General features: G+C 51.3%; 20 protein-coding genes. 10 read left to right on the top strand and 10 right to left on the bottom strand.

Going from position 1 to position 24,097, the window contains the following annotated elements:
* Nucleotides 1–97 precede the first annotated feature (97 nt).
* From BUF15_RS02100 to BUF15_RS28200, 9 genes are all read left to right on the top strand, one after another.
* Entirely contained in the window at nt 98–739 is a 642-nt protein-coding gene (locus BUF15_RS02100; RefSeq protein WP_159441201.1) for a PAS domain-containing protein, read from the top strand.
* Between the two features lie 366 nt (nt 740–1,105).
* Nucleotides 1,106–2,173 carry a BMP family ABC transporter substrate-binding protein gene (locus BUF15_RS02095; protein ID WP_159441200.1) on the top strand — a complete coding sequence of 356 codons (1,068 nt, stop codon included), beginning with the start codon at nt 1,106–1,108 and terminating at the stop codon, nt 2,171–2,173.
* Between the two features lie 29 nt (nt 2,174–2,202).
* On the top strand, nt 2,203–5,526 hold the full coding sequence (locus tag BUF15_RS02090; protein ID WP_143170609.1) for an ATP-binding protein: 3,324 nt from the start codon (nt 2,203–2,205) through the stop codon (nt 5,524–5,526).
* An 82-nt stretch (nt 5,527–5,608) separates the two neighbouring features.
* Entirely contained in the window at nt 5,609–6,232 is a 624-nt protein-coding gene (locus tag BUF15_RS02085) for a response regulator (RefSeq protein ID WP_073611799.1), read from the top strand.
* A gap of 329 nt (nt 6,233–6,561) precedes the next feature.
* Nucleotides 6,562–6,978 carry a hypothetical protein gene (locus tag BUF15_RS26745; protein ID WP_143170608.1) on the top strand — a complete coding sequence of 139 codons (417 nt, stop codon included), beginning with the start codon at nt 6,562–6,564 and terminating at the stop codon, nt 6,976–6,978.
* Between the two features lie 96 nt (nt 6,979–7,074).
* Nucleotides 7,075–7,533, top strand: coding sequence for a DUF2318 domain-containing protein (locus BUF15_RS02075; RefSeq protein ID WP_084553371.1), 459 nt, complete (start codon nt 7,075–7,077; stop codon nt 7,531–7,533).
* A 9-nt stretch (nt 7,534–7,542) separates the two neighbouring features.
* Entirely contained in the window at nt 7,543–8,706 is a 1,164-nt protein-coding gene (locus tag BUF15_RS02070) for an ABC transporter permease (protein ID WP_073611797.1), read from the top strand.
* Nucleotides 8,707–8,719: 13 nt separating this feature from the next.
* Nucleotides 8,720–9,382: an ABC transporter ATP-binding protein gene (locus BUF15_RS02065; protein ID WP_073611796.1), complete on the top strand. Its 663-nt coding sequence runs from the start codon at nt 8,720–8,722 to the stop codon at nt 9,380–9,382.
* A gap of 436 nt (nt 9,383–9,818) precedes the next feature.
* A complete protein-coding gene (locus BUF15_RS28200; protein WP_084553369.1) occupies nt 9,819–10,637 on the top strand; it encodes a rubredoxin-like domain-containing protein in 819 nt (272 codons plus the stop codon).
* Between the two features lie 112 nt (nt 10,638–10,749).
* Here the strand turns inward: BUF15_RS28200 and BUF15_RS02055 are convergent, their stop codons facing one another.
* The 8 genes from BUF15_RS02055 to BUF15_RS02020 all read right to left on the bottom strand — a co-directional run bounded on the left by BUF15_RS02055 (nt 10,750) and on the right by BUF15_RS02020 (nt 20,096).
* A complete protein-coding gene (locus tag BUF15_RS02055) occupies nt 10,750–11,391 on the bottom strand; it encodes a LysE family translocator (RefSeq protein WP_073611795.1) in 642 nt (213 codons plus the stop codon).
* On the bottom strand, nt 11,391–12,566 hold the full coding sequence (locus BUF15_RS02050; protein ID WP_234981082.1) for a hypothetical protein: 1,176 nt from the start codon (nt 12,564–12,566) through the stop codon (nt 11,391–11,393). The genes BUF15_RS02055 and BUF15_RS02050 overlap by 1 nt, the downstream gene beginning before the upstream one ends.
* A 235-nt stretch (nt 12,567–12,801) precedes the next feature.
* The gene (locus BUF15_RS02045; RefSeq protein ID WP_073611793.1) at nt 12,802–13,926 is read right to left on the bottom strand and encodes an ABC transporter permease; all 1,125 of its coding nucleotides are present in this window, start codon (nt 13,924–13,926) and stop codon (nt 12,802–12,804) included.
* A complete protein-coding gene (locus BUF15_RS02040) occupies nt 13,923–15,056 on the bottom strand; it encodes an ABC transporter permease (RefSeq protein ID WP_073611792.1) in 1,134 nt (377 codons plus the stop codon). Before BUF15_RS02040 ends, BUF15_RS02045 begins: the two co-directional genes overlap by 4 nt.
* Entirely contained in the window at nt 15,053–16,873 is a 1,821-nt protein-coding gene (locus BUF15_RS02035) for an ATP-binding cassette domain-containing protein (protein WP_073611791.1), read from the bottom strand. The genes BUF15_RS02040 and BUF15_RS02035 overlap by 4 nt, the downstream gene beginning before the upstream one ends.
* Entirely contained in the window at nt 16,873–17,913 is a 1,041-nt protein-coding gene (locus BUF15_RS02030) for an HlyD family secretion protein (protein WP_073611790.1), read from the bottom strand. Before BUF15_RS02030 ends, BUF15_RS02035 begins: the two co-directional genes overlap by 1 nt.
* A gap of 15 nt (nt 17,914–17,928) precedes the next feature.
* Nucleotides 17,929–19,398: an efflux transporter outer membrane subunit gene (locus BUF15_RS02025; RefSeq protein ID WP_073611789.1), complete on the bottom strand. Its 1,470-nt coding sequence runs from the start codon at nt 19,396–19,398 to the stop codon at nt 17,929–17,931.
* Between the two features lie 26 nt (nt 19,399–19,424).
* Nucleotides 19,425–20,096 carry a CerR family C-terminal domain-containing protein gene (locus BUF15_RS02020; protein ID WP_073611788.1) on the bottom strand — a complete coding sequence of 224 codons (672 nt, stop codon included), beginning with the start codon at nt 20,094–20,096 and terminating at the stop codon, nt 19,425–19,427.
* A gap of 288 nt (nt 20,097–20,384) precedes the next feature.
* On the opposite strand from BUF15_RS02020, the gene BUF15_RS02015 reads away from it, so the two are divergent.
* Nucleotides 20,385–21,389 carry a hypothetical protein gene (locus BUF15_RS02015; RefSeq protein WP_073611787.1) on the top strand — a complete coding sequence of 335 codons (1,005 nt, stop codon included), beginning with the start codon at nt 20,385–20,387 and terminating at the stop codon, nt 21,387–21,389.
* Between the two features lie 48 nt (nt 21,390–21,437).
* On the opposite strand, the gene BUF15_RS02010 is transcribed toward BUF15_RS02015, so the two are convergent.
* A complete protein-coding gene (locus BUF15_RS02010) occupies nt 21,438–22,004 on the bottom strand; it encodes a lipid-binding SYLF domain-containing protein (protein ID WP_073611786.1) in 567 nt (188 codons plus the stop codon).
* Nucleotides 22,005–22,540: 536 nt separating this feature from the next.
* Nucleotides 22,541–24,061 carry a tetratricopeptide repeat protein gene (locus tag BUF15_RS02005; RefSeq protein WP_073611785.1) on the bottom strand — a complete coding sequence of 507 codons (1,521 nt, stop codon included), beginning with the start codon at nt 24,059–24,061 and terminating at the stop codon, nt 22,541–22,543.
* Between the last annotated feature and the right edge of the window lie 36 nt (nt 24,062–24,097).

Genomic DNA, 24,097 nt, shown 5'->3' with positions numbered 1-24,097 from the left:
CCTCTTGCTTGCCAGCATGGATGCCAAAGAGATAGAATAGAAAGAAAAGCGCTTAGCTGGAGGAACATCAACGTCGGGAAAGGTTCGCATGATGGAAATGGAGAAACTTAAGAGAGAGCTGGAGGTGCTCAAAAAGAGCGAACAGCATTATCGGGTGTTGCTTGATGAATCCATGGACCCGACATTCTCTTTTTATCCTGACGGGACGTATCGTTATGTCAATGGTGCTTTTGCCGCAGGTGTCGGCAGAATCCCAAGCGAAATCATCGGTCGCAAGATCTGGGATATCTTTTCTCCGGATGAGGCTGATAAACGGTTTGCCCTGGTAAAGAGGGTGTTCACGGAAGGTGAGACCTTGGAGATAGAGGTCCTGGTTCCATTGCCTAGCGGTGATACCTACTACCTGACTACTGCTAAACCGATATTTGACAGAGATGGGCAGGTGGAAACTGTCATCTGCACATCAAAAAACATCACCCAGAGAAAGCTTGCCGAGATCGAGCTCGAAAAAGAGCGCGACAAGCTCCATAAGGCATTGCAGGAAATCAGAGTTCTTTCCGGGTTTCTCCCCATATGTTCATCGTGTAAAAGCATACGTGATGATAAGGGTTACTGGAATAAAATTGAAGCCTATCTGAGTGAACACTCCGACGTGGAACTCACCCACAGTTTATGTCCAGTTTGTATTGAAAAGCTCTATGGCAGAGATACGTGGTATAAGACGCTAGACGATATCTGAAGACCGGTTTCTCCCATTCCTATCAACAACGCTAAGCATTCCCCCTTTCTTTCATTTTTGTCCTATCACGCTTTGCCACAGGGGCATCCTATTTGCCCCTTTTGAGGTAGTGTAATATACGCGTATGCATCTTTGGTATTGGATATAACGTCGCATAGTATTCTGCAAGAGTGATGCGTTGAACAATATCGATAGTACTGAAATTGTTTTGTGGAATGGCTGAGTCGACGGTATTCTATTAGAGGTATTGTCGGTATTGTGTGCCTGGAAAATGTAGTATGCAAAAAAGTGAAGTGTGAGTGGGTACCGGCTTCAGTAAAGATGAACTACAAGATAGAGGCGAAAGAGTTGAACCGGGAGGAAACCATGAGACGCGTTCTATTATGTGTACTGTGTTGTCTGTCCGCCATAGTACTTTCCGGATGCGAACAACCACCGGAACCGGAAAAGAAGTCGCTTAAAATCGGCATGGTACTCGATACCGGTGGCGACAATGATCACGGTTTTAATGAATACAGCCTGCGTGGAGCCAGGGAGGCAGCCGAAAAACATGGTATTGCCTTTGATTATGTTACCTCGGAGTCGTCAACTATTTTTGAGAGAAATCTTGAAAAGGTGATTGGTGAAGGTGCCGATCTGATCTTTACAGTCGGTTTCTGGCTCGCTAATGCTACGGCTAAAGCCGCGTTAAGGTACCCTGAGCGTCATTTCGTCATTATGGACTACGCCTATTATCCTGGCCAGGGTTGTCCTGAGGCGGCTGCAGACTGCTACACGAAAGAAGGTGGTCTGCAGAATGTTACCAGTCTTATTTTTTCCGAGGACCAGGCGGCCTATCTTGCTGGCGTGCTTGCCGCCTGTATGTCAATAAACAGCACTATCGGGACCGTTGCCGGATATGAAATACCACCGGTTGTCCGTTTCGTTGAAGGCTTCGAGAAGGGCGCCAGATCGGTGTCTCCTGATATCGTTACTTTCAAACAGTATATCCCTGATTTTTACGACAGTGCGACCGGCTATGCGGTAGGTACCAGCTTTCTGATAAAAGGGGCTGATGTCCTCTTTTGCGTTGGGGGAACCACCGGGCTCGGGGGGCTTAAGGCCGCCAAGGAAAACGGCGCCATGGCCATCGGGGTAGATGTCGATCAGTATCTGACATATCCTGAGGCGGGAAGTGCTCTGATCACCAGTGTAATGAAAAATGTCGATGTGGCAGCGCGAATAGTTGTCGAGGATTTTGCAACCGGTCGGCTCAAGGCGGGAATTCGTCATTTCACATTGAAAAATGACGCGGTAGGGTTGGCGCCTTTTCATGACTGGGCGCAAAGAATACCCAGGGAATGTGTGGACAAGGTAGAAGCCGCCAAGCAGATGATTCTAGCCGATCCTGCAATCTCACTACCCGATGGTCAGAAAAAGAGTGTCAAACCATGAACTGGATATCCCTGGCTGAGATATAACCCGTGAGCCAAAGAACTTTTATGCAAAGCCAGTCGGCAGAAACCATAAAACCATACAAGACTCTCGTTTTCTGGGAATATTTCGTTATCGTGTTAATAGCGGGTGGCGCTATTACTGCCCTGCTACTGCAGTTTTTACTCACCGGGCTTTTGCAACATCTCATTTTGAGCTTTCTGGTGCTACTTTTTGTGGGAGCGCAATTGAGTGCCATGGCTTTACAGACCCGCCAGGTTCGACCTGCAACCTGGATTTGGGGTATGGTCTTTCTGCTGTCGTTTACCGGTTTGCTATTGCCGATATTTGTTGCAAACGCTCTGGTCCTTAGCTTTTGCTTTCTTGCGGCCATTCCGTTTTTTATAGTTCGAAGTGGTGAAATCAGGCAGTTACCCAGAGGTCTGCTGATAACCTTTAGTGTGGCGGCAGGAGCGGTGTTTCTCGACCTTGGCCTGATTCGGCTTGGCTCAAGGTTGGAGCTGCAGGGTGAAAGACTTCCTTATTATTGCGGAGCATGTCTGGCTCTGTATGTTTTCCTGATAGGTGGTATCCGTGCCCGGGAACGACGTTTGGAGGGAAGATCCTGGAGCTCCGGTCTCAACTTTACCACCCAGTTTTCCCTCATCATCAGTGGCATTTCGGCTGTTGTCATTGGTATCGTGATGAGTGTTCTGATTAGCCAGATCCGCAGTTCACAGATTGACCAGGTTGGCAGAAATTATCAGACGATTGCCGAAAACTTCGCTCGCATTGCCGGCGCTCACCTGGAGCAGCAGCTGCAGACGCTGAGGCTGCTTACCCAGCAGGTTCCAATCTTTCAGACAAGTCTCCTCACCTCAAGGGTCCGCTATTATGGTGATCGTGACAAGGCCAGGACAATTCTGGAAGCCGAAGACCGTTACTGGAGTGGTCCCATCAAGGACAACCCTTTTGTCATAAATTATCTTAATAGCCCGGTGATGAAGGCGTTGAGTGATTTTCGCGGGCGTAACAGTTTTCATAGTGACATCGTGCTTGTCGATAGTTACGGCGGGCTTGTGGCCAGTCTGGGAAAAAAGCCTGAGCACTTTTTTTTCTATGACCAGAATTGGTGGCAGCTGGCCTGGAACGGTGGTCTGGGTAACAGCTATATAGGTGATTTGAGCTGGAGTGAAAACTCGCCTATACCAAGACTGCGTCTGGCCGTTGAGATCATTGATAATACCAGCAATGAGGTTATCGGTATTCTCTCGTCCATGTATTTGCTGAGGACCCTGATCGAGGATATGCAGCGCTTCAAACCCGATACCGTCGAGCAGATCAACCTGCTCGACGCTACGGGGAAGGTTGTGGCCAGTAGCAGCAAGGAAATTGAGCCACGTACTGTGTGGGTGACGTCAGGCTCGGCGGATTTTTTTTCGGATGCACGCCAAGCGGGCTGGGAATTGGGGCTTGACCACGAAGGCAAGGCCGCCTTGATAGGCTACTCTTCACTCAGTACGGAATATCACGTGATTAGTGATCCGCTGCGGCAATTGGGCTGGCATGTCGCTGTAAGTGGTACCCGCACCAATGCTCTTTCCGATGTGACCAGATCGACGAAGCTGGCGATGTTGTTCGGGCTGCTGACCATTGCGTTAGGGGTATTCATCGCTATTTTGACCGCACGGGTGATTACCCGGCCCATTGAAAATCTTACTGCGACAGCGATGATCATGGGTGACGGTGATCTGACCAAACGAGCGCGACCTGAAGGGGCGGATGAACTTGTTGCCCTTGCTGACAGCTTCAACAGATTGACCAGCCGCCTGCACGAGGTGATCAGCAACCTGCAGTCGCAGACGGAGCAACTGTCTCTGGCCAAAGCCGAGGCCGAGACGGCAACCCGACTGAAAGGCGAGTTCCTGGCCAACATGAGCCATGAGATTCGTACACCGCTGAACGCCATTCTCGGTTTTGCTGATATCATGGAAACCATCACCACAGATGAGGTCATGAAACGGCACGCCAGGATTATTAAAACCAGCGGCACCGACCTGTTGCATCTGATTAACGATATTCTTGACCTATCAAAGATTGAAGCAGGGCGGATGGAAATCCAGCCCGAACCGATTAGTCTGGCTCAGCTCTGTGAAGAGTTGAAACGGATTTTCTCGGTCAATGCCAAGAAAAAAGGAATTCAGCTGGAGGTTCAGGTTTCATCCGCTCTGCCTCCTGCATTGATACTGGATGGGAAACGCCTCAAACAGGTGTTATTCAATTTGATTGGTAATGCGATCAAATTCACTGAACACGGCAAAGTGAACTGTCGGGTTGAGGGACAGCCACTACGTGAAAGTGGCAAATGGCGCGTCAAAATTTCGGTACGTGATACCGGCTTCGGCATTGCTGCAGATGAGCGGCAGAAAATTTTCGAGAGTTTTCATCAGCAGACCGGCAAGGCTGCGATAGTGGCAGAAGGGACAGGCCTTGGCTTGACCATTTCCAAGTCGCTGGTGGAAATGATGCAGGGCTCCATTGAGGTGGAAAGTGAGTTGGGGGTTGGTTCTCTCTTCACCATAGTTTTTCCGGAGGTGCGGATGGGACAAGTGAAAAGCGAGCGTGCTGGCGTAAATATACAGTCTGACGATACGGATGAGCTGCAACTGGGGCCGGCCACGGTTCTGGTTGTTGATGATCTGGACATTAATCGTCATCTGGTCGTGGAGACGCTTAAACGCTACCCGCTCACTCTGGTGCAGGCGGAAAACGGCAATGAGGCACTTCGTGCCATGGCGGATAAACGGTTCGATTTGGTGCTGATGGATATTCGTATGCCGGGAATGGATGGCTTCACCACCCTGAAGAAAAGCCGGGAGATTGAAGGAATGCAGGATGTGCCGATTATTGCCATTACCGCTTCCGGCATGACCGATGAAATTGAAAAAATCGAAAATTCCGGTTTTGACAATTACTTGATACGTCCTTTCAACCGTCCAGCCCTGCTGGAGTTGGTGGCGCAATATCTTCCCAGTCAAAGAGGTGAAAGGCCAGATTCACCTGCATTAGCTGATGAGCCGGTATCGGTTGAGGCCGATGAAGAGATTCTCGAATTAAAGGTGCCGCAATCGGCTTATCTCTTTCTCACCAGAGACATACAGCAGCAATTACAGTTTGTGGAAAAACGTCAGAGCATGCCGGAGATTATAGCTTTTGCCGAGGAAGTGAAACATGCGGGAGAAGAGTTTGGTATTGCCCAGCTGGTATTGTTCGGCACCTCGCTTGAAGAGGACGCACATGCCTTTGACATTGAGGGTGTTGAAAGAAAATTGAAGTATTTTGGAAGACTCCTGGCAGGTTGTACTGTGCGGTGAGTGTTGACATGATCGCGAGCTTTGGAACAGGATGACCGATGACCGGTGGTTGTTTCTACAAAGACGCAGCGGATCACGAGCTATGACACAAAAAATTCTGATCGTCGATGATGTGATAAAAAATGTCCAGTTGCTGGGTAGTGTATTGGGACGCGAGGGATATGCGGTATCATATGCGCTCAATGGCACCAAGGCGCTGGAGATGTGCAGTGCGGAGAACTTCGATCTTATTCTTCTCGATATCATGATGCCGCAGATGGACGGCTTTGAAGTGTGTACCAGGCTCAAGCAGGATCCTGCTACCAAGGAAATCCCAATCATATTTTTGACCGCCAGAAGTGAACACGGGGACATCGTGGCCGGGTTTCACAAAGGGGCTGCCGATTATCTCACCAAACCGTTTAATACCACAGAACTTGTTGCTCGGGTAAAGCTCCACCTCAGCCTTCGCGAGGCGTGGCAGCGTGCAAGTCGCACCAATGACGAACTGGTTAAGAAAAATACGGAAATCAGTGCGCTCATGATAGAAAAGAACACAGCGCTTGCGGAAATCAAACTGTTGCAGAAAATGCTCGCGATCTGCCCAAAATGCCGCAAGGTTCGCGACGTTTCTACGTATCGGCAGCATGTCGAAGAGTATCTTCGTGAGCATTCAGATGCCGATCTCAGCCATGCCACCTGTCCGGACTGCTGTCGCCAAAGCTGATCCGCTCCTTGAGCGTCTGCCCGTCTTTTAGCGACTATAGCATGACGCACATTACCTGTGATTCCGTTGGGCAACAATGATGTCATTCGGGCATGAAAAACAGCGACTGTTACAGTTTACGTGGCTGATGCTACCGGGTATGGAAGGTCTGGAGACCTATCAGAAGATCCGTGAATGCAGGCCTGACCAGCATAAGTAACGCAGTGAGTGAAGCACTACGCCGATACAACGATAACGGTGGCGGCATGAGTGAAATACTCTTGACTGTAGATACCACGATGTAGTAATATTTTCCGAGATTCATTCCTAATAAATTTCATCTTAAGTCGATGCAGAAAACTCTTCACCATCTCATTATCCAGCTGCTGGTGGCGGCAATCGTCAGCCTTGGCATTGCCCAAGCCGGGATAGATCTCTGTCCACCTGATTGCAGTCATTGCGGTGTTGCCGCTGTTGTGTCTCCCTGCTGCGATAATATGGTCGCTGATGAGGTCGCGGCGCCCGTACCTGTCAAGGCAGGGCATCGACCCGATTGCGACCATGGTAGCTATTGCGACGCCAGCGATGCGAAAAATGCTGTAATACCTGTTCATCGTGCTGTTGATACTGATTTTGCCTCTATCGCGCCTGCTTTAGTTGTCGTTGTGCCGGAATTGTCTGTAAGGTACCACTCCATCTCATTGAAGTCTCCGCCGCAGGGGAGACAACCCGCCCTTTATACTCTTCACTGCTCCTTAATTATTTAACGGCGGCGGTCTGCCCGCCCGTTATTTGCCCTATTATTTAATATCCCGGATATTTGTCTGGGGTGTCGCTTCTTATTTCGTTTGCAAGGTGTAGGTATGTATAGAAAAATGTTTTCAATCGTGATGGTTTTCGTAATCTCCTTTGGTGTAATGGCCGCGTCCGATGGACATGCTTTTGGGATTTTCGGTCAGCATAAGAGCGTTTCCGCCGTTGGCGATGAAGTGCGTATTCCAATAAAGGATATTGATGACGGTGACGCCCATTACTACGAGTATGAGGGTGGCGGCACCGATATTAAGTTTTTTGTCGTTAAAAGCAGTGATGGGGTTTTACGCGCTGCTTTTGATGCCTGTGATGTCTGTTTCTCGGCGAAAAAAGGATACACACAGGACGGCGATTTCATGATCTGCAACAACTGCGGCAGAAGATTTCATTCCAGCCAGATCAATGTGGTGGAAGGTGGCTGCAACCCGGCGCCGCTTCATCGGGAGATGGTTGGGGATAATCTGGTGATCAAGATTGAGGATATTCTTCCAGGCGCCCGGTTTTTCTAGGAGAGCATCATGAACATACTGACTATTCCCATGAGGAATATCCGTAGGAAACCGTCGAAAACACTGCTTCTGCTTTTGGTCTTCTCACTCGGGGTCATGTCCATCGTTGCCTTGTACGAGGTTTCGCAGGTGGTGGGACATAGCCTTGAGAAGAAGCTGACGGCCTTTGGCGCCAACATCATCATCTCACCGGTAAGCGAGAAGCTGAGCGTCAGTTATGGTGGTCTGCATATGGGCGATATGCTTTTTGATGTCCATGATTTGCCTGAAGAAGAGACGGTTGCGGCCATTCGCAGCATCGCTTTGAATGACCGACTGAGTGCCGTAGCGCCCAATCTTGTAACCATGACCAGGGTCAATGATACCGCTGTTGCACTGGTTGGGGTACGCTGGAAAGATGAGCGGGGCATTAAGAGTTACTGGGCGCCCAAAGGCACATTTCCAGAGAAGCCGGATGAGGTTCTGGTCGGCAGTAAAGCTGCGACGAAACTGCAGTTGAAAGCCGGGGACCGTCTTTCTCTTCTGGGCAGGGATTTTACTGTTTCCGGTACACTCTATGATACCGGCAGCGATGACGATACCGTCATCTTTATGAATCTTTCTTCTCTTCAGGAGTTGCAGGGCAAGCCCGGAGCCACCAGCTTCATAGAGGTGGCGGCGCTTTGTGCGGGGTGCCCTATTGAAGATATTGTTGCGCAACTTCAGGAAAAACTGCCGGGAGTCGAGGTAAAGGCCCTGCAACATGTGATCAACCAGCGCATGGCTTCCATCCATTTTGTCCAGAATCTGGCGCTAACTATCAGTGTCGTGATTCTGGTGACCGCGGCGGCCATGGTGGGCCTGTCCATGATGTCGGCGGTCAGCGAACGAAAGAAGGATATCGGTATCCTCCGTTCTCTTGGCTACGGTAAGCCGCAGGTTTTCATTATCTTTTGTCTGGAAGCAGGTCTTATCGGCATGTTATCCGGTGTTGTCGGTTATTTGGGCGGCTTTGGCGCAAGCTTTCAAGTACTGGAATTTCTGCATATGGCCGAAGGAGGGACGCCGATTTTTTCCTCGACACATCTGCTCATGGCAGCAGGACTCTTTTCGCTGGTGACCGTGCTTGCGGCGGTCTATCCCGCCTGGAAGGGTGCCGGAGTTGAACCGTCTGCAGCTCTTGTGGCGCTGTAAGGAGAATAAAGAAATGCTATCAGCACAGAATATTAGCAAAAATTTTATAACCGATAACAAAGTCGTGCCGGTTTTGAAAAATGTATCAGTCGATATTCATGATGGTGAATTTGTTTCCATTGTCGGTCGATCAGGCTCGGGCAAGACCACGCTATTGAATGTCCTCTCAACCTTGGTACGCCCCGATGGCGGAGAACTGCATTATGGGACAGAGAACCTGTCAGCACTTTCTGAAAAACGGCTGAACAGGCTTCGGCAGTCTGACTTTTCCGTGATCTTTCAGTTTCATCATCTACTGCCCTACCTGACGGTTCTGGAAAATACTCTTTTGCCATTTATGCAATCGGTACGACCGGTGAAAAAGGCGGCGATGGAGAAAGCCCTTGGCTGTCTGGAGCGGGTTGGTCTTGCCGATAAGGCCGATCGTCTGCCTGGAAATCTCTCCGGCGGTGAGCAACAACGGGTGGCAATTGCGAGGGCACTTGTGAAATCGTCAAAAGTTCTCTTTGCTGACGAGCCAACAGGCAGTCTTGACAAGGGTACCGGAGAGAAGATTATGGGTTTGCTCTCCGAACTGAATAACGACGGGCTCGCTGTGGTAATGGTGACCCACGATCCGGTCTATGCCAAGATGGCCGGACGTTCAGTGCATATCGAGGATGGAGTGATTGTATAATATATAAACCATCTGAATGGTTGGCTCGGCACTTCTAGAATTTTAACCTGAGGGTGTCCGTAATGGAAAGATTTCATTACGGACACCCTTTTTTGTTGGCACAGCAGAATGTAATGCTATGAAGCGGTGGGGATATTGGTGACGAACCAATGCCTGGTGTATAACCTTTTATCTCTTCGCTCTTTGCTGTTGTTGTCCGATATGGTTTGTAAAAATTTCTGGGCAGGTTCGGAAATAGTGCTCGGAATTCAGTAAATCTGCAGGTAGAGTGCAGTGGATGTGCTGCCTCATCCTGACCATCAGGATGATCAACAATGTGGGCCTGTCGCATCTTTACTGGCTTGAATAGAAAGGGCGATACCAATAATGACGTAGATTAACCAGCTTGATTTTGAGCATTTTTCTTGCGGAATTGATCATAATGAAGGAGGACGATATGAAGAAATGGAAATGTACTGTCTGTGGCTATATTTATGAAGGTGAAGCTCCACCGGAGAAGTGCCCGTTGTGCAAGGCTCCGGCCGAGATGTTTGAGGAGGTTGTGGAAGATCAGGAGGCTGTAGTTGAAAAGGCATCTGTCTCGGAACAGCCGCCTGTAAAAGAAGAAAAGCGCGAGGGCAGTCGTTGGAAATGCACGATCTGCGGCTATATCCTGGAAGGTGACGTGCCGCCCAAGGATTGTCCCATTTGTAAAGCGGCTGCCGAAAAATTCGTAGAGATTGACGGCGATGGCAATGAACTGCCACCGGTGGCAAAGGTCGAGACAAAAGATACGTCCGCTCCTGTTCAGGCTAAGAAGCCCGGGTTCATTGTAAAAATGATGATGCGGCTGCACCTCCATCCTATATCTGTGCACATGCCCAACGGGATTCTGCCGATTGCTGTGATCTTTCTGGCTATTAGTATCTTTTTGAATATTAAAGCTTTTGAACCGGCAGCATTTTACAATCTGGTCGCGGTGCTGATTACCATGCCATTGGTACTGTTGACGGGTTTCACAGAATGGAAGAATCGCTACCAGGGGGCGAAAACCTTTATCTTTTTCATGAAAATATTCTGTAGTGCTGTTGTCACTATTTCTCTCATTATCCTGGTGGCCTGGCGTTTCTTTGAGCCCGGTGTTGCCGAGGCAGATTCGCCATTTCGTCTGATTTATTTTGGTGTTGCTGCCGTGATGCTGGGTGCAACAGGCATCGCCGGTCATCTCGGTGGTAAACTGGTTTTTGGGGCGCGAGATAAGATGATGAAGAAGTGAGATGCGTTAGTCTGTAACTGTAAGACTACGTTGAATACAATTAAAAAGCCCGATTGTCCCCTTTGAGGGATGATCGGGCTTTTATTTATTCTGCTGATAGGATCTTGCGGTGCTATCTCTGAGCCGAAATAGCAAGTCGAAGGCCGAGCCAGACAAAGAGGGTACCGACGCCGGTCTTCAGTAGAGTCGGAAGAAAACTACCCCTTTTCACTCTGCTTGCAATCTGCGCCGAACTGACGGCAAAGAGGATGTTGACTATCGTTCCATTGACATTGAAAAGACAGCCAAGAAAGAGAAAAGCAAGTGCTGGATGGGTGGCGTGTGGGGCAACGAACTGGGGCAGAAATGCGAGAAAAAAAAGGGCAACCTTGGGATTCAGGACGTTGACCAGAATCGCCTGCCGGAAGATCCTGTTGTTGGCAAGAGACGGGACTGCGATGGTTTCCGTGTTGGTATTCGGTTTGGTTCGTAAGGCCAGCAGGGCCGTGATTCCCAGATAGATAAGATAGCCGGCGCCAGCGAGTTTCACGATAGTAAAGGCCAGGGCCGAGGTGGCGAGAATCGCTGACAGACCGAATGTCGCGAACAGGATGTGGACGATACCCCCGGTGCCGATTCCCAGGGCTGCGATGATTCCTGCTCGTGTTCCCTGGCTGGCGCTGCGGCTGGTGATATAAAGAACATCAGCACCTGGAGTAATGTTGAGTAGCAGGCCGGAAACGATAAAAATGGTCAGGTTGATTGTTTCAAACATTATTTTTCCTCAGCAGTATACAAGCGGCGGAGAGTTGCCGGAATTTCTCCTTTGGGCACCAGCCGGTGGTCGGCACCCACTTCATAGAGGCCAAACCACTCTTCGGGGTCTTCCAGCTCGTGACGGGTTGAGTCGGTTGGATCCTCCCCGCTTTTCCACCATTCGTCATGCAGTTCAAAAATGGAGATACCGGCAATTTTCTCCTTACCTTTGGCCGTGCGAACGTCTTTCCAGATGGCTTCAAGATGTCCGACAACGTCTTCGACTTTATGGCCGCCAAATCCAGGTACCCACGCTTTGGGTTCAAAAGGCGAGGTGGAAAAGCCGACCTGGGTTATCAAAACCGGTTTTTCCGATTGCTCTGCCAATTCTTCGAGATAACCCTGATAGCTGCTGCCGGTGACCGAACCGGGAGGTGATGTGCGAACCCCCCTGGCGTAGGTGTAAACGTTGAGGCAGACCAGATCGCCAAGATCTGGGGTGAGAATGCTCTCTTTTGGTACCTCAAGATCGGGGCGCGCTGCTACCGGTCCGATATGGGTCCAGCTGGTGTGGCAGTACAGATGGCGCTGCCCATAGCGGTTGAGCTCATAGTCGATCGCCCCGTCGATAAGACGGGCCAGAGCAACTTCGGTGGGAGTCCGGTTGGTGACGCGTACGTGTTTGCCTATAAATTCTCGAACTTCAGGATGCCGGCTGTCGGTACGCATTACACCCGCGGCCTGTAATTCGTCGCCGATGGAAAAGAGCACAAGCCGTTCCGGTCGGCCAATAGCGTAGGTGTGATCGATGACTCCTTTGATATCGTTCAAGGTCTTGGCGAGAAATGGTTCGGCCAGGAAATCCTCTTCATAGGCCCAGATCCAGATATCCTGGCCGTAGACCATGTCGGTAGTGTCCAGTGCCGTGAAGAAGTTTTCCGGCATCTTCATCGGAAAGACATGAAGATAATTGACACCCATATTTTTCAAAAGACCGATATGTTCGTCATAACGAACGTCATTACCGGGTGCTGCGCCATAAATCGGCGTTTCATTAGGTAAGTAGGGCGAATAGCCGATGCCCTTGAAAAAGGCGGATTTTTCTTCTTTGAGATCAAAAATCGCAGTGCCCTTCGTCACAAATCTTTTAGGAGCCGGAGTTTCTACTGATATCTCAGAAGTCTTAAAAGCCATTGTAGCCGGTTCTGCGGCAAATGAGACAAATGGCAGAAGAACAGTGCAAAGGGTACAGAAAGAGGTTCTACGTAGCATAAAAATTGACGATTATATGGAACTATCGGTTGTGAATTGAAGGTGAAATAACTGGGGGTGGACATTTTTCTACTGGTGCTCATACTCCGAATACCATACAGCGTCCCCACACTTGAAGCACAATATTTTCAGATGACACAATGAGTTTTTTGATCTTTCACACCGAGCGGTTTCTAAACAGCCAGGCGGCTAAGGGCAAGGTTACGCACGCCATCAACAACAGCGGCCAGAGTTGAGGCCAAACCATAGCGGTGTTCGCTCCCTCAAGAAAGATATTGCGCAGGGCAATGATAACATAACGTACAGGATTCAGGAGATCTGCATATTGCAGCCAGTAAGGCATATTTTCGACAGGCGTGGCAAATCCTGAAAGGGTGACGGCTGGCATGATAAACAGAAACGAGCCGAGCAGTCCTTGCTGCATGGTCATGGCCAGAGACGAGACAAGCAACCCCACACCCACCATGGTAATGATAAAGGCGAGCAGAGAAAGTACCAAAGCAGCTATTGTTCCTCGAAACGGCACTCCGAACCAGTAGATGGCGCCGGTGGCGAAGAGAAGTGCGTCCATCAGGCCGAAGACAATGCCTGGCAGCGACTTACCGATCAGGATCTCGCCGGGGGTAAAAGGTGCCACCAGTAACTGATCGAAGGTGCCGAATTCACGCTCTCTCGCTACTGAGAGACTGGTCAGAATCATTACCACCACCATACTGATGATGCCGCCCAGTGCGGATACAATAAACCACCTGGAACGCAGATTCTCATTGAACCAGGCCCGGTCATCAAGCCGTAGTCCCGGATCTGTGGCTGTGACGATCCCTTGTTCGACCAGCTCACGATTGAACTGCTCGACCATCGAGCTGAAATAGCCCATAGCGATGAGTGCAACGTTTGGGTTGCGACCATCAGCGATGACCTGAACGGTAGCGGGCCGACCGTTTTGCAGGGCGTTATCGAATTCTGGGCTTATATGGATGGCCAGGCGTGCACCTTGGTTGTCGATGATTTCGGTCAGCTGATGCTGGTCTTGCAGGTAACCGGTAAGGCGGAAGATGCCGGAACCATCGACATGCGCCAACAATTGCCGTGAAAGTGTGGTACGCGACTCATCGAAAACGGCATATCGCACATCCTGCAGGTCATAGGTGGCGGCATAACCGAAAACAAAAAACTGGATGAGTGGCGGGCCGATGATGACGAACCGACTTTTCTTGTCTTTTAGGACCATCATGAATTCTTTTTGCACGATGGCCAATATCCTGAGGAGAAACGCTTTCATTTTTCCAGTCTCTTGGTGATGTTGCGATAGGCCAGACTGATAAAGAACACCGCCATTCCTGCGAGGACCAGCCCGTCCGGTACGAGTATCGACCAGATATCACCCGCCATAAACAGGGTGTGGCTGATATCGACAAAATATCGGGCAGGCACGATATGGCTTATGACCTGAATTGGTAGCGGCGTGGACTCAAGATCAAAGATCAGGCCGGAGAGAAAAAATGCAGGCAAAAATCCAGCGACAATCGAGACCTGGGCAGCGACGAACTGGATGCGAATCGCTGCGGACAACAGCAGGCCGAACCCGAGTGAAGCCAGCATGAACAACGAACTGAAAAGAATCAGGGCTGCCACTGAGCCGCGAAAGGGTACCTGAAATACCAGTATCGCAACCACCACTGACATTCCCATGCCGAGCATGCCAAGAATATAGTAGGGCAGGATCTTGCCAATCAGGATCTCGATACGTCGCAGTGGAGTGACCAGCATAGCCTCCATGGTGCCGCGCTCCCATTCCCGGGCGACCACTAGGGCGGTGAGGAGAATACCGATAAGGGTCATGATCAGGGTGATAAGGCCAGGGACCATGAAGTCACGACTCTCCGTACTCTCGTTGAACCAGACTCGCTGTGAGACGATTACGGCGGGCAGTCCTGCCGTTTCGCCGCGTGCCAGCCGCATAGACGACCAATTTGCCAGTGCCGCGCGCGCATAGCCCTGGATCAACCGCGCGCGGTTTGCGTCGATACCGTTGACGATGAGCTGTACTGAGGCCTCACGTCCACTGAGTAATCGTGCGGTGAAATCGGACTGCAATCGGATAATGGCATGCGCCTCACGATTTTTGATGAGTTCCTCAGCCTCGACCATGGTGCGGGTTGGGAGAAGCTCGAAATTGGGTGAGAGATCAAACCGTGCTGTCAGTTCTTTGGCAACCGCGCTGCCATCATCATCGACAAGGGCGGTGGGGATGTGGTCGGCGTCCAGTGTTACCCCATAGCCGAAGAGAAAGAGCAGGATCATCGGCATCACAATGGCGAGTGCAATGCTGCTTGGATCACGCAGGATCTGCAACGTTTCCTTCACGAGGATGCCGCGAAGCCGCATCAGAAAGAGGGCTTTACCTTTCATGGCAACGTGTCCTCCCTATAGGGGGGCGCCGGAGCGGACTGCGCCATATTCACTTTCCCTTCTGCCAGGGCGATAAAGGCATCGTCCATGGTAGGTTGCGGGTTACCAGAAGTTTTCGCCAGTTCGCGAATCTCTGCCGGTGTGCCGAAGGCGAGCGTATCACCTTGGCTCATGATGAGCATACGATCGCAGTATTCCGCTTCTTCCATGAAATGGGTGGTGACCACCACTGTGGTACCCTGTTCGGCAAAGGTATTGATGCGCAGCCAGAATTCACGGCGGGCGAAAGGGTCAACCCCGGAGGTCGGTTCGTCGAGAAAGAGGATATCCGGCTCATGCAACAGCGCTACCGCCATGGCAAGTCGCTGTTTGTTACCGCCCGGCAGACCACCAGCCGGGCGGTTTGCCCATCTGGCCAGTGAGAATTCGTCAAAAGCCCATTCCATCCTGGTTTTCAGCAGTTTGCCGGAAAGTCCATAGGCCTTACCAAAAAAGCTGAGGTTCTCCCTGGTGGTGAGTTGGCCGTAGAGGGAGAATTGCTGGGCCATATAGCCCAGGCGAGCCCTGGCCTTGGCACGAGCGCGGCGGAGATCGTGGCCGGCCACTGAGATTTCACCCGCACTTGCCGGTAGCAGACCGCAGAGCATACGAAAGGTGGTGCTTTTGCCAGCACCGTTAGGGCCAAGAAGGCCGAAGATCTCACCACGTTTCACTGAAAAGCTCAGTTTTTTTACAGCTTCAAAAGTGCCGAACATCTTCTGTAGCTCATGGGTGCGTACGATCTCCTCCTGGTCGTGACCAGGGTGGAGAAATGTACTTGGAGAAGGTTGGTGATGCTGAGCTGAACGGGGGATCAGCGCCATAAAGGCATCTTCAAATGTGGGATTCGCCTGGTGGATGGTTGCGGCCCCTAATGACTCAGCCAGAGCATTTTTATCTGCATTTTCAGCCAATACGGTTCGTACTCTCCCGGAGCGAATGGTGACATCAACAATATCGTCCATGCCGGAAAGACGAGTATAGATATTTCGAGCTTTTTTGCCAGGTGAGGCGTCAATCAGCAGTACTTGTCCGGCCATAGGTCTCATGAATTCCTTGGGTGTACCCTCGGCGAGTACTTTGCCTTCATGGAGAACCACAACCTGGTCGCATTTTTCGGCTTCATCGAGATAGGCGGTGGAGACCAGCACACCGATGCCATCTTTTTCAACCAGTTCATTCACGATCTTCCATAACTCACGACGTGAAACAGGATCAACACCTACAGTCGGCTCATCGAGAAGGAGAATTTCCGGGGATTTGATGAGGGCGCAGGCCAGTCCCAGCTTTTGCTTCATGCCGCCGGAGAGAGCGCCGGCTCTCCGACCGGTGTAGGCGCCAAGATCGGTCATCTGCAGTAGTCGGCGAAATTTATCAGTCCGTTCTTTGCTGGGCACACCTTGCAGATCAGCATAGAGGGTCATATTCTCCGCCACGGTCAAGTCCTGGTAAAGACCAAATTTCTGTGGCATATAACCGACCCGGCTCTGGATCTCCAGGGTGTCGGTGGCGCTGTCGAGGCCAAGCACCGTGACGCTGCCGGAGGTGGGCACCAGCAGGCCTGCCGCAATACGGATAAGCGTCGTCTTGCCGGCACCATCTGCCCCCACCAATCCGGTAACCTGGTTGCGGCTCACCGTGAAGCTGACATTATCCAGCGCTTGAATCTCCGGTGTCTTTTTACCTGGGAAACATTTGGAGAGCGCTTCAACCATCAGCACAATGTCGGCCTTTGCTCCTTCAGCATGGTGTGGGGCTATTGGCGATGAGTTGCTCATTACTGCTGTTGCGCTGCTGGGGTTTCAGAGGATGTATCACTTGGCCCGGTTTGTTGTTCGAGAGTCACCGTAACCGGCATGCCAAGTCGGAGCCGATTCTCGGGATCACGCACCATGACCCTCGTTTCGTAAACCAGCTTCGTTCTCAGGTCTTCAGTCTGCACCGTCCGCGGGGTGAATTCGGCAATCGGTGAAATAGAGCCGATCCAGCCCGCAATGGGATCATTGGGCCATGAATCACTGGTGATGTTTGCTTTCATGCCGGGTTGAACCCGGCCAAGCTGTGGTTCTGGCAGGTAGGCTCGAACCCATTTGGGATCAGCGAGAGCCAGGGTGTAGACCGGTCTGGTCGGGCCGGCCATTTCACCCGGCTCGAGAATTCGGCTTTGGATGATACCACTGGCAGGGGCGGTGAGGGTCATGTCGGCATAACGAACTGTGAGGAGTTGAAGGTTGGCCTCTAGCGCTTCAAGCCGATGTTCAGCGGCGGCAATGTCTTCCTTGCGGGAGCCTTCGAGAACCAGATCGAGCTTTTTTTCCATGACCTTGAGCTGGGCCTCGGCAACCATGAGGCGGGCTTTAGCGTCATCGAGATCCTGCTGGCTGGTGGCACCGGTGCGGGAGGTGGTGGTGACCCGGTGGAGAACCTGCTCGGCATTGACGACCTGCACTTGTGCCGCCTCAACTTCAGCTTTGGCCTGTGCGATTTCCTGGGGGCGAAAACCGGTTTTCAGTCGTGTCAACACCTGTTGCTCTGCCGCAATCTTTGCTTGAGTTTCGGCGATGGCAGCATCGAGGCGATCAGTGTTTTGTCGGGCAAGGACCTGGCCAGCCGCTACACTGTCACCTTCGTCCACCAGAACCTCGGTCAGTCGTTCCTGCTCGGTGAAGGCGAGATTCGCGTCACGGATATCAATGGTACCGTAAATCTTCAGGTTTCCGTTTTCCTGCTCTGCATCTTGGCCTTTCCACAGTTTGCTGTAGTATCCGGCTGTTGCTAATCCGGCAATGAGCAGCAGGAGGATTATTCGTTTTTTCATCTTCAGACACCGTTGTTATTCTTGAGCGGGAGCGTTGGGCGTTGTGCTCTCCGGGTTTTTGACTGTTGTCGCCTGTTCCCATCCGCCGCCAAGGGCGCGATAGAGCTGGATTACATCGGTAAGGGCCTGATGTCGGGCGAGTTCCAAAGCCTCCTGGTTTGCGACCAGCTGCTGCTGGTTGTCCAATACCTGGAAAAAATCCACCAGGCCACTCTGGTAGAGTGTCTCGGACATCGTGACGCTCTTTTTCGCAGCGGTTGCAGCTTTTTTCAGCCGATCAACCTGCTGCAGACTGTAAATGACTCCATCGGCACTGCTTTCGACCTCGGCCAGCGCTTCGATAATCTTTTGCTCAAGAGCGAGTCGGGCTTGTTCCGTCTGGGAGGCACGAATTGCGATGTTGCTCTCGATACGACCGCCGGTAAATAGAGGCAATCGAAGTCCAGGGCCAAGAGAATAAAAAAGGGAATCCGGATCAAAGACACCACTCAAGGAATCGCTTGAGAGTGTAAGGTTGCCTGAAATCGTCAGGGTCGGATACCGTTCCGCTTCTGCCGCAGCCGTTCGTGCCACTGCCGCCTGATAAAGGTACAGTCCCTGCCGTATATCGGCGCGGCGGGTGAGCAGGTCAGCGGGCAGTCCAAGGCCTAGGAGCGGCGGTACATCGGGCAGTTTCCCCGATTGGCTAACGTCAAAACCTGGCGGTTTTCCCAGCAGGACCTGGATGCGGTTTCTCGCTCTGACGATTTTTCGTTCAAGCTCGGGAAGGCGGGCTCTAGTGCTCTCAAGCAGCCGTTCACTCCGAGCAACGGCCAGTCCGGTGGTGCTGCCGGCCAGGTAGAGGTCCTGAGCCAATCGCAGGCTTTTTTGCTGAAGACCGATATTTTCGGAAATAATTGCCGTTCTGGCCTCAAGAGAACGCATCTCCACATAGGCAAGTGTCATTTCAGCGGCAAGAGAAACCAGCATGGCCTGATGGTCGCTGTAGGCAGATTGGACATCTGCCTCAGCCGCCTCGATGAGGCGGGCGGTCCGGCCCCAAAGGTCGAGTTCCCAGCCGGCCACTACTCCAGCCGAGTAGATATCCACAGTTTTCCCCGGTGGGATCATCTGCATGGTTACCGTTTCATCGCCAGTCTCGGCCCGGGTGTAGCCAAGGGCAGCTGCCAACTGTAGCTGTTTGTCGGCAGAAACTACCCCCTGGCGGGCCATCGCTTCGGTTATTCGCTCTCTGGACGCTTGAAGAGCAATATTTGACGCGAACAGTTGATTGATAAGCGCCGTCAGCTGCGAGTCGTTGAACTGGTCCCACCAGCGGGAATCCGGTTGGTTTGGAGTGTAGCGATTGTTTACTGTTGTTTGCCAGTTGTCCTGCATAAACGGTGAGAGGTCCGGAGGCGAGTAATCCGGAGCCACAGCGCAACCCTGACCAAAGAGCAGGAGGGCAAGGCAGGAAGAAAGCAATGTGGTTGGACGCATGGGCATGCCGTCGGCTCCTTTTAAAAAGAAGTTCATTTGTGCTGGAGTGCAGTCATGATGGAACGGGTCTGTTCGATAATCACCTTCTGAATCTCACCAGTCTCGATCAGGTTGTAGCCTTTCATGTGAAGTCCACGGACCACAGTCTCCCGTGCTACCCGAAAAATGAGGATTTGGCCAAAGATGGTCATCGCCCGGATTTTGGCAGTGCGTTCAGAGTTGTCATCGCTGATTACCTGAATGAGGGTGGATAATGTATTCAGGGCAGTGGCCATGAAACCGGCGAAGATCCGGTCGTAGGCGGCGGAAGGGTCGAGCTGTTCCCGCAGAATTATTCTGGCAACCCGCTGTGCTTCTGGTGAACCGACCATGAAACCAATTAAGCCGGTGAGGAGCTTCTCCAGCAAGGCTATCGCCTTTTCCTTAGCATTCGGCCCGGAAAATGAACAGCCCGAAACCATCAAGGTTATGGGTCGAACCTGTTGGGAAATGAGATCAACGACATGATCGATGACGGCAAAATACAGTCCTTCCTTCCCGTTGAAATAGTAGGGGATGGCTGCGATGTTGACTTTTGCCTCTTTGGCGATCATGCGGGTGGTGGCGGCGTCATAACCATAGCGGCCAAAGACATCGGTTGCGGCTTCTAGCAGCCTTTCCTTTGTACCCTGTAGTGATTCGTCAAGATTTTTCGGTTTTGGCATAGTAGCTCCTCATTGAATATGAACCAATTATAATCAATCGATTGAATAAGTCAATCGATTAATCAGAGACAGATTTTACGAAACCTTGAATAAGATGCACTATTCAGCTAGGCTTGCAGTGTAAGTGGCTGTTTTCCAAACGAGGGTGAAACCTTCATTGTAAAGGCTGATTGATGGGTGTCGTTGCTTGGAAGAACAGGGCGGGAAATGATGGTTGAGCTCTATCTGGCAGGATTACCCCATATGTTTTGGATCTTTTCATAATTGCCAACAATACTGAGGGACTATATGATTCAACAGGACGCGGAACAGTCCCAGGGCTGGTTGAAAAAATACTGGGGCCGATACCAACAGCGCAAAATAGAAGAAATGGCTATCAGGAAGGCTACTGAGAATGTGGTGGAGATAGCCGATCCGCATATCCGTGGGGTTCGCCGTTATTGGAAGGCGTTGCGGGCGCCGGTCTCAGGTGCGACAGAGTATTGTGCCTCACTATTAGAGGCTATTCCCGGGCCGGTACATCTTAGTCGCGACAATTACCATGATGATCCCAGAGTAAAAGCGGTTTTTGCTTCCTCAGATGCGCTAGAGGATTTCCTGCGCATCAGTCCGGAACTTATGGAGCTCAGAAAACAAGGTGTGGCCGGGACTGTAATGGCGCTGATGACCATGTCTCTAGAAGAGAAGACCATCTACGGATATCAAAAAGATGGGGACGTGGTGATGCGGGATGCAGCGCAGCGTGCTGTAAACTTTTACGATCATCGGCTGGTAGCCCCATCGTTTGATATCGATTCGACCCGGCAAGGGGTGATTCGTCGCGGGCTGGAGGTAATGGCTACAATGGCCATGGAAAAAATCGAAACTTTGCAGGGGAAAAAAGCAGAACTCCAGCAGAAGAGGGAATACCTGCGAGCTACCCTGAAAATCCTTGGCGGTAAGACCCACATGATGGAAGTCTTTGCTGCTCCGGAGCCTGGTAAGTGGGAAGAATATCGTAAGGCTGAGAAGATTTTGGCCGAGGTGGATGCAGAGCTTGGGAAAATACGGGATACCATCGGCCAGCCCGAACAATCACTCGCCTACCTGGACGGGGTGCTGAAGAATCCCAAGGATGTTTTAGTCGTTGGTCAGCAGACCATGCGTCTCAACTGGATGAATGTGCGGGTCGAGAAAACCCCGGATGCCGAAGGCAACGATATAACTCTTGCCGAATTTGCCGTGCCCGAGGTGATACAGCGTTCGGCCCTCTTTGTCAGCTTTTCGGGTAGTGCGATTCAGCCGGCAGGTTAACCGGCCTGCCGGCTTATATATCAGGTTGTCCTGAAAGTCTTCGCCTGCTTATTTCCTGGTAAATGTGAATTTTTGCCCGCCAACACTTGCTTCATACATGAGGCCGCCTTTGGTAATCGTATAGGTGGCCATGCCCTTGTAGTACCCGCCGCTGGCAATTTCGGCATTGTTTTTGCCGCCGCTGGCAACTGCTGCGCTGCCCTTGGTTGATGCCGCGGCGCCGACTGCCGCGGTGAGCGCGACGGCCTGAACCTCGGTACCGAATTCAAAATTGCCCTTGGTGAACTCATTAAATGCACGTTCATCCTGGAAAAAGATCACCTGACTAAAACCTGAACCTCCTAACTGGAAACCGATAGTGGCCTGGGTCATAGTGGTGGTGCCGATCAAAGCTCCATGCTTGTAGACCCGGCCCTCGCCATACGCCCCACCCACTACAAAACCTGCCTTACCGATGGTAGGGAAAAGCGCGTAGCCGTAAGCGCTCTCAAACTTATTGCCAACCCCGGCCTCGACGAACATTTTTTTGGTGTCGGAATATTTGTCTGCAAAGGCCAGGGTACAGGTGAAAAGAATCAGCATCGGGAAAAGGAAAAAAGAAGTGAGACGCTTCATGGCAATGCTCCGTGTTTGATGTTGGTGAGTCGCGAGCCGATGATAGACCGGCTACGGATTACGGTGTTTGAACTGTCTGAAAACAATAGATCACAATTGGACAAAAGCCAAGAGTTTGGGTGTGATAATGTGTCAGGTTTTTGCCTATAGGAGATGTTTGACCAAAGGTCGTTTGGTATGGCGCAAGTCGCCTGGCTGATCTGATTGTTGCCATGTTCGGCTGATCAATATGTATCTGCTTGAATAGCCGTTTGAAAATGAGAGATAAATATTGTCGTACGCGTCTTGATCTGCTAATGAGAAAGACGTGGTAGACTGGATTTCGATGTGGAAAATAAATTGAAAAACTGGTGTTTTACATGAACATTGGACTGGAGAAAAGACAAGTCGGCAGAATCGTGTGATATTGAAGCTGAAAGCTGGCACCACATGCCGCGACTTCTGTCATTACCCGCCCCAGCTGCCAGAGCCTATCTGGAATCGAATTTCCATTATAATGCACCTGGCAGTGCGTTAGGTTTCAGTTTGGAAAACGATCATCCCGTTTTAATGGCAATGCGTAGTTTCTCAAGCGTAGCCCGGTTTGCGGCAACCGTAGGATTTTCTGCACCAAAAGATTTTTCCTGCAGGGCGACTGCCTGTTCATAAAGTGGGATGGCTTTTTCGAACTGTCCCTGGGCATGATAGAGCTGGCCAAGGGCTTGTAATGACGTCGCGACCGCAGGGTGCTCCGGCCCGAGCGTTACTTCACGAATTTTCAGGGCACGTTGCATCAATTGTTCGGCCTGAGCTTTTTCGCCCTTGTCTCGGTGCAACCGGGCCAGATTGTCGAGGCTGTCGGCAACCTCGGGATGACTGTTGCCAAAGGCGTCCTCACGGATGGCCAGAGCGCGTTTATACAGCGATGTTGCCTGGACGAAATCGCGCTGTTTCAAACAGAGGGCGGCCACGGTGTCCAGGTTTGCCGCCAGCTCAAGATTTTCCTGACCAAGCATCTCTTCTTTGATGGTCAGTGCGCGCTTATAGAGTTGCTCGGCTTTTTCGTATTTTCCCTGCTGCTGATAAATGTCAGCCAGCTTGTTCATACTGGCGGTAACCCGAGGGTTTTCGAGGCCGAAGGCCTTCTCGAGAATGGCGAGTGCATGTTCCTGAAGCGGTTCAGCTTCGGCATATTTGCCTTCCCGCTGATAGAGCGAAGCCATGTTGCCAAGACTGGTGGCAACGTCAGGATGTTCCGGGCCGAGTGTCTTTTCCCGGATGGTAAGTGACCGTTTATAGAGACGCAGAGCTTTCTGGCTGCGACCCTTAGCCTGGCTCAGTATGGCCATATTGTTGAGGCTTGTGGCAACCTCGGGGTGTTCGGGGCCAAAATTGGTTTCCCAAGCCTCCATCGATTCGTTGTAGAGCGGTTCGGCCTTGGCGAGCATGCCCTGATAGTGATAGGTCTCTGCCAGTTTATGCTTGGTTTTGGCCACGTCAGGATGATGACTGTCGAGATGCTTTTCCTGAATTTCCAAGGCGCGAAAATAGAGTGGCTCGGCCAGGGAATATTGTTCCTGGGCGTGATAGAGGTCAGCCAGGCTGTTCAGGCTGTGCACCAGGTTGATATTATCAGGGTCGAGCTCCTTCTCGACGATGGCAAGTGATCGTTTGAGTAACGGTTTTGCCTGTTCCGGTTTGTTCTGGGTCTGGTACAGTTCGGCCAGGCGGCTCAGGTTTTCTGCAATACCTGGATTATTCTGGGGCTGAACTTTTTCGGCGATGTCCAGCGAGCGTTGGTAGAGTGATTCGGCTTCGGCGAATTTACCTACTTCGCGGTGCAGGAGCCCCAGAAGGCTTAGGGTTGCGGACATGGATTGTTGGTTCGGGTTCCGTTCCTTTTCCAGGAGTTCCAGAGCCTTTTGGGCAACTACCAGACCCTGAACGAAATTTTTTTGTTCATAGAGTTTGTCGGCTTGGTCATACAGTTCCTGCCAGCCTGGTTGTCGCAGATAGTGCAGTAGAATTGCACCGATAATCACAGTGGCGAGAATAAGTGCTATAATGAGAATATTCAAGAGTATCGCTTCTATTGAGAATGCTTACGGTTGAGT

Source organism: Desulfopila aestuarii DSM 18488 (assembly GCF_900143695.1).
In the GTDB taxonomy this organism is placed as follows: domain Bacteria; phylum Desulfobacterota; class Desulfobulbia; order Desulfobulbales; family Desulfocapsaceae; genus Desulfopila; species Desulfopila aestuarii.
This window is presented reverse-complemented; position numbering and strand designations above follow the sequence as displayed.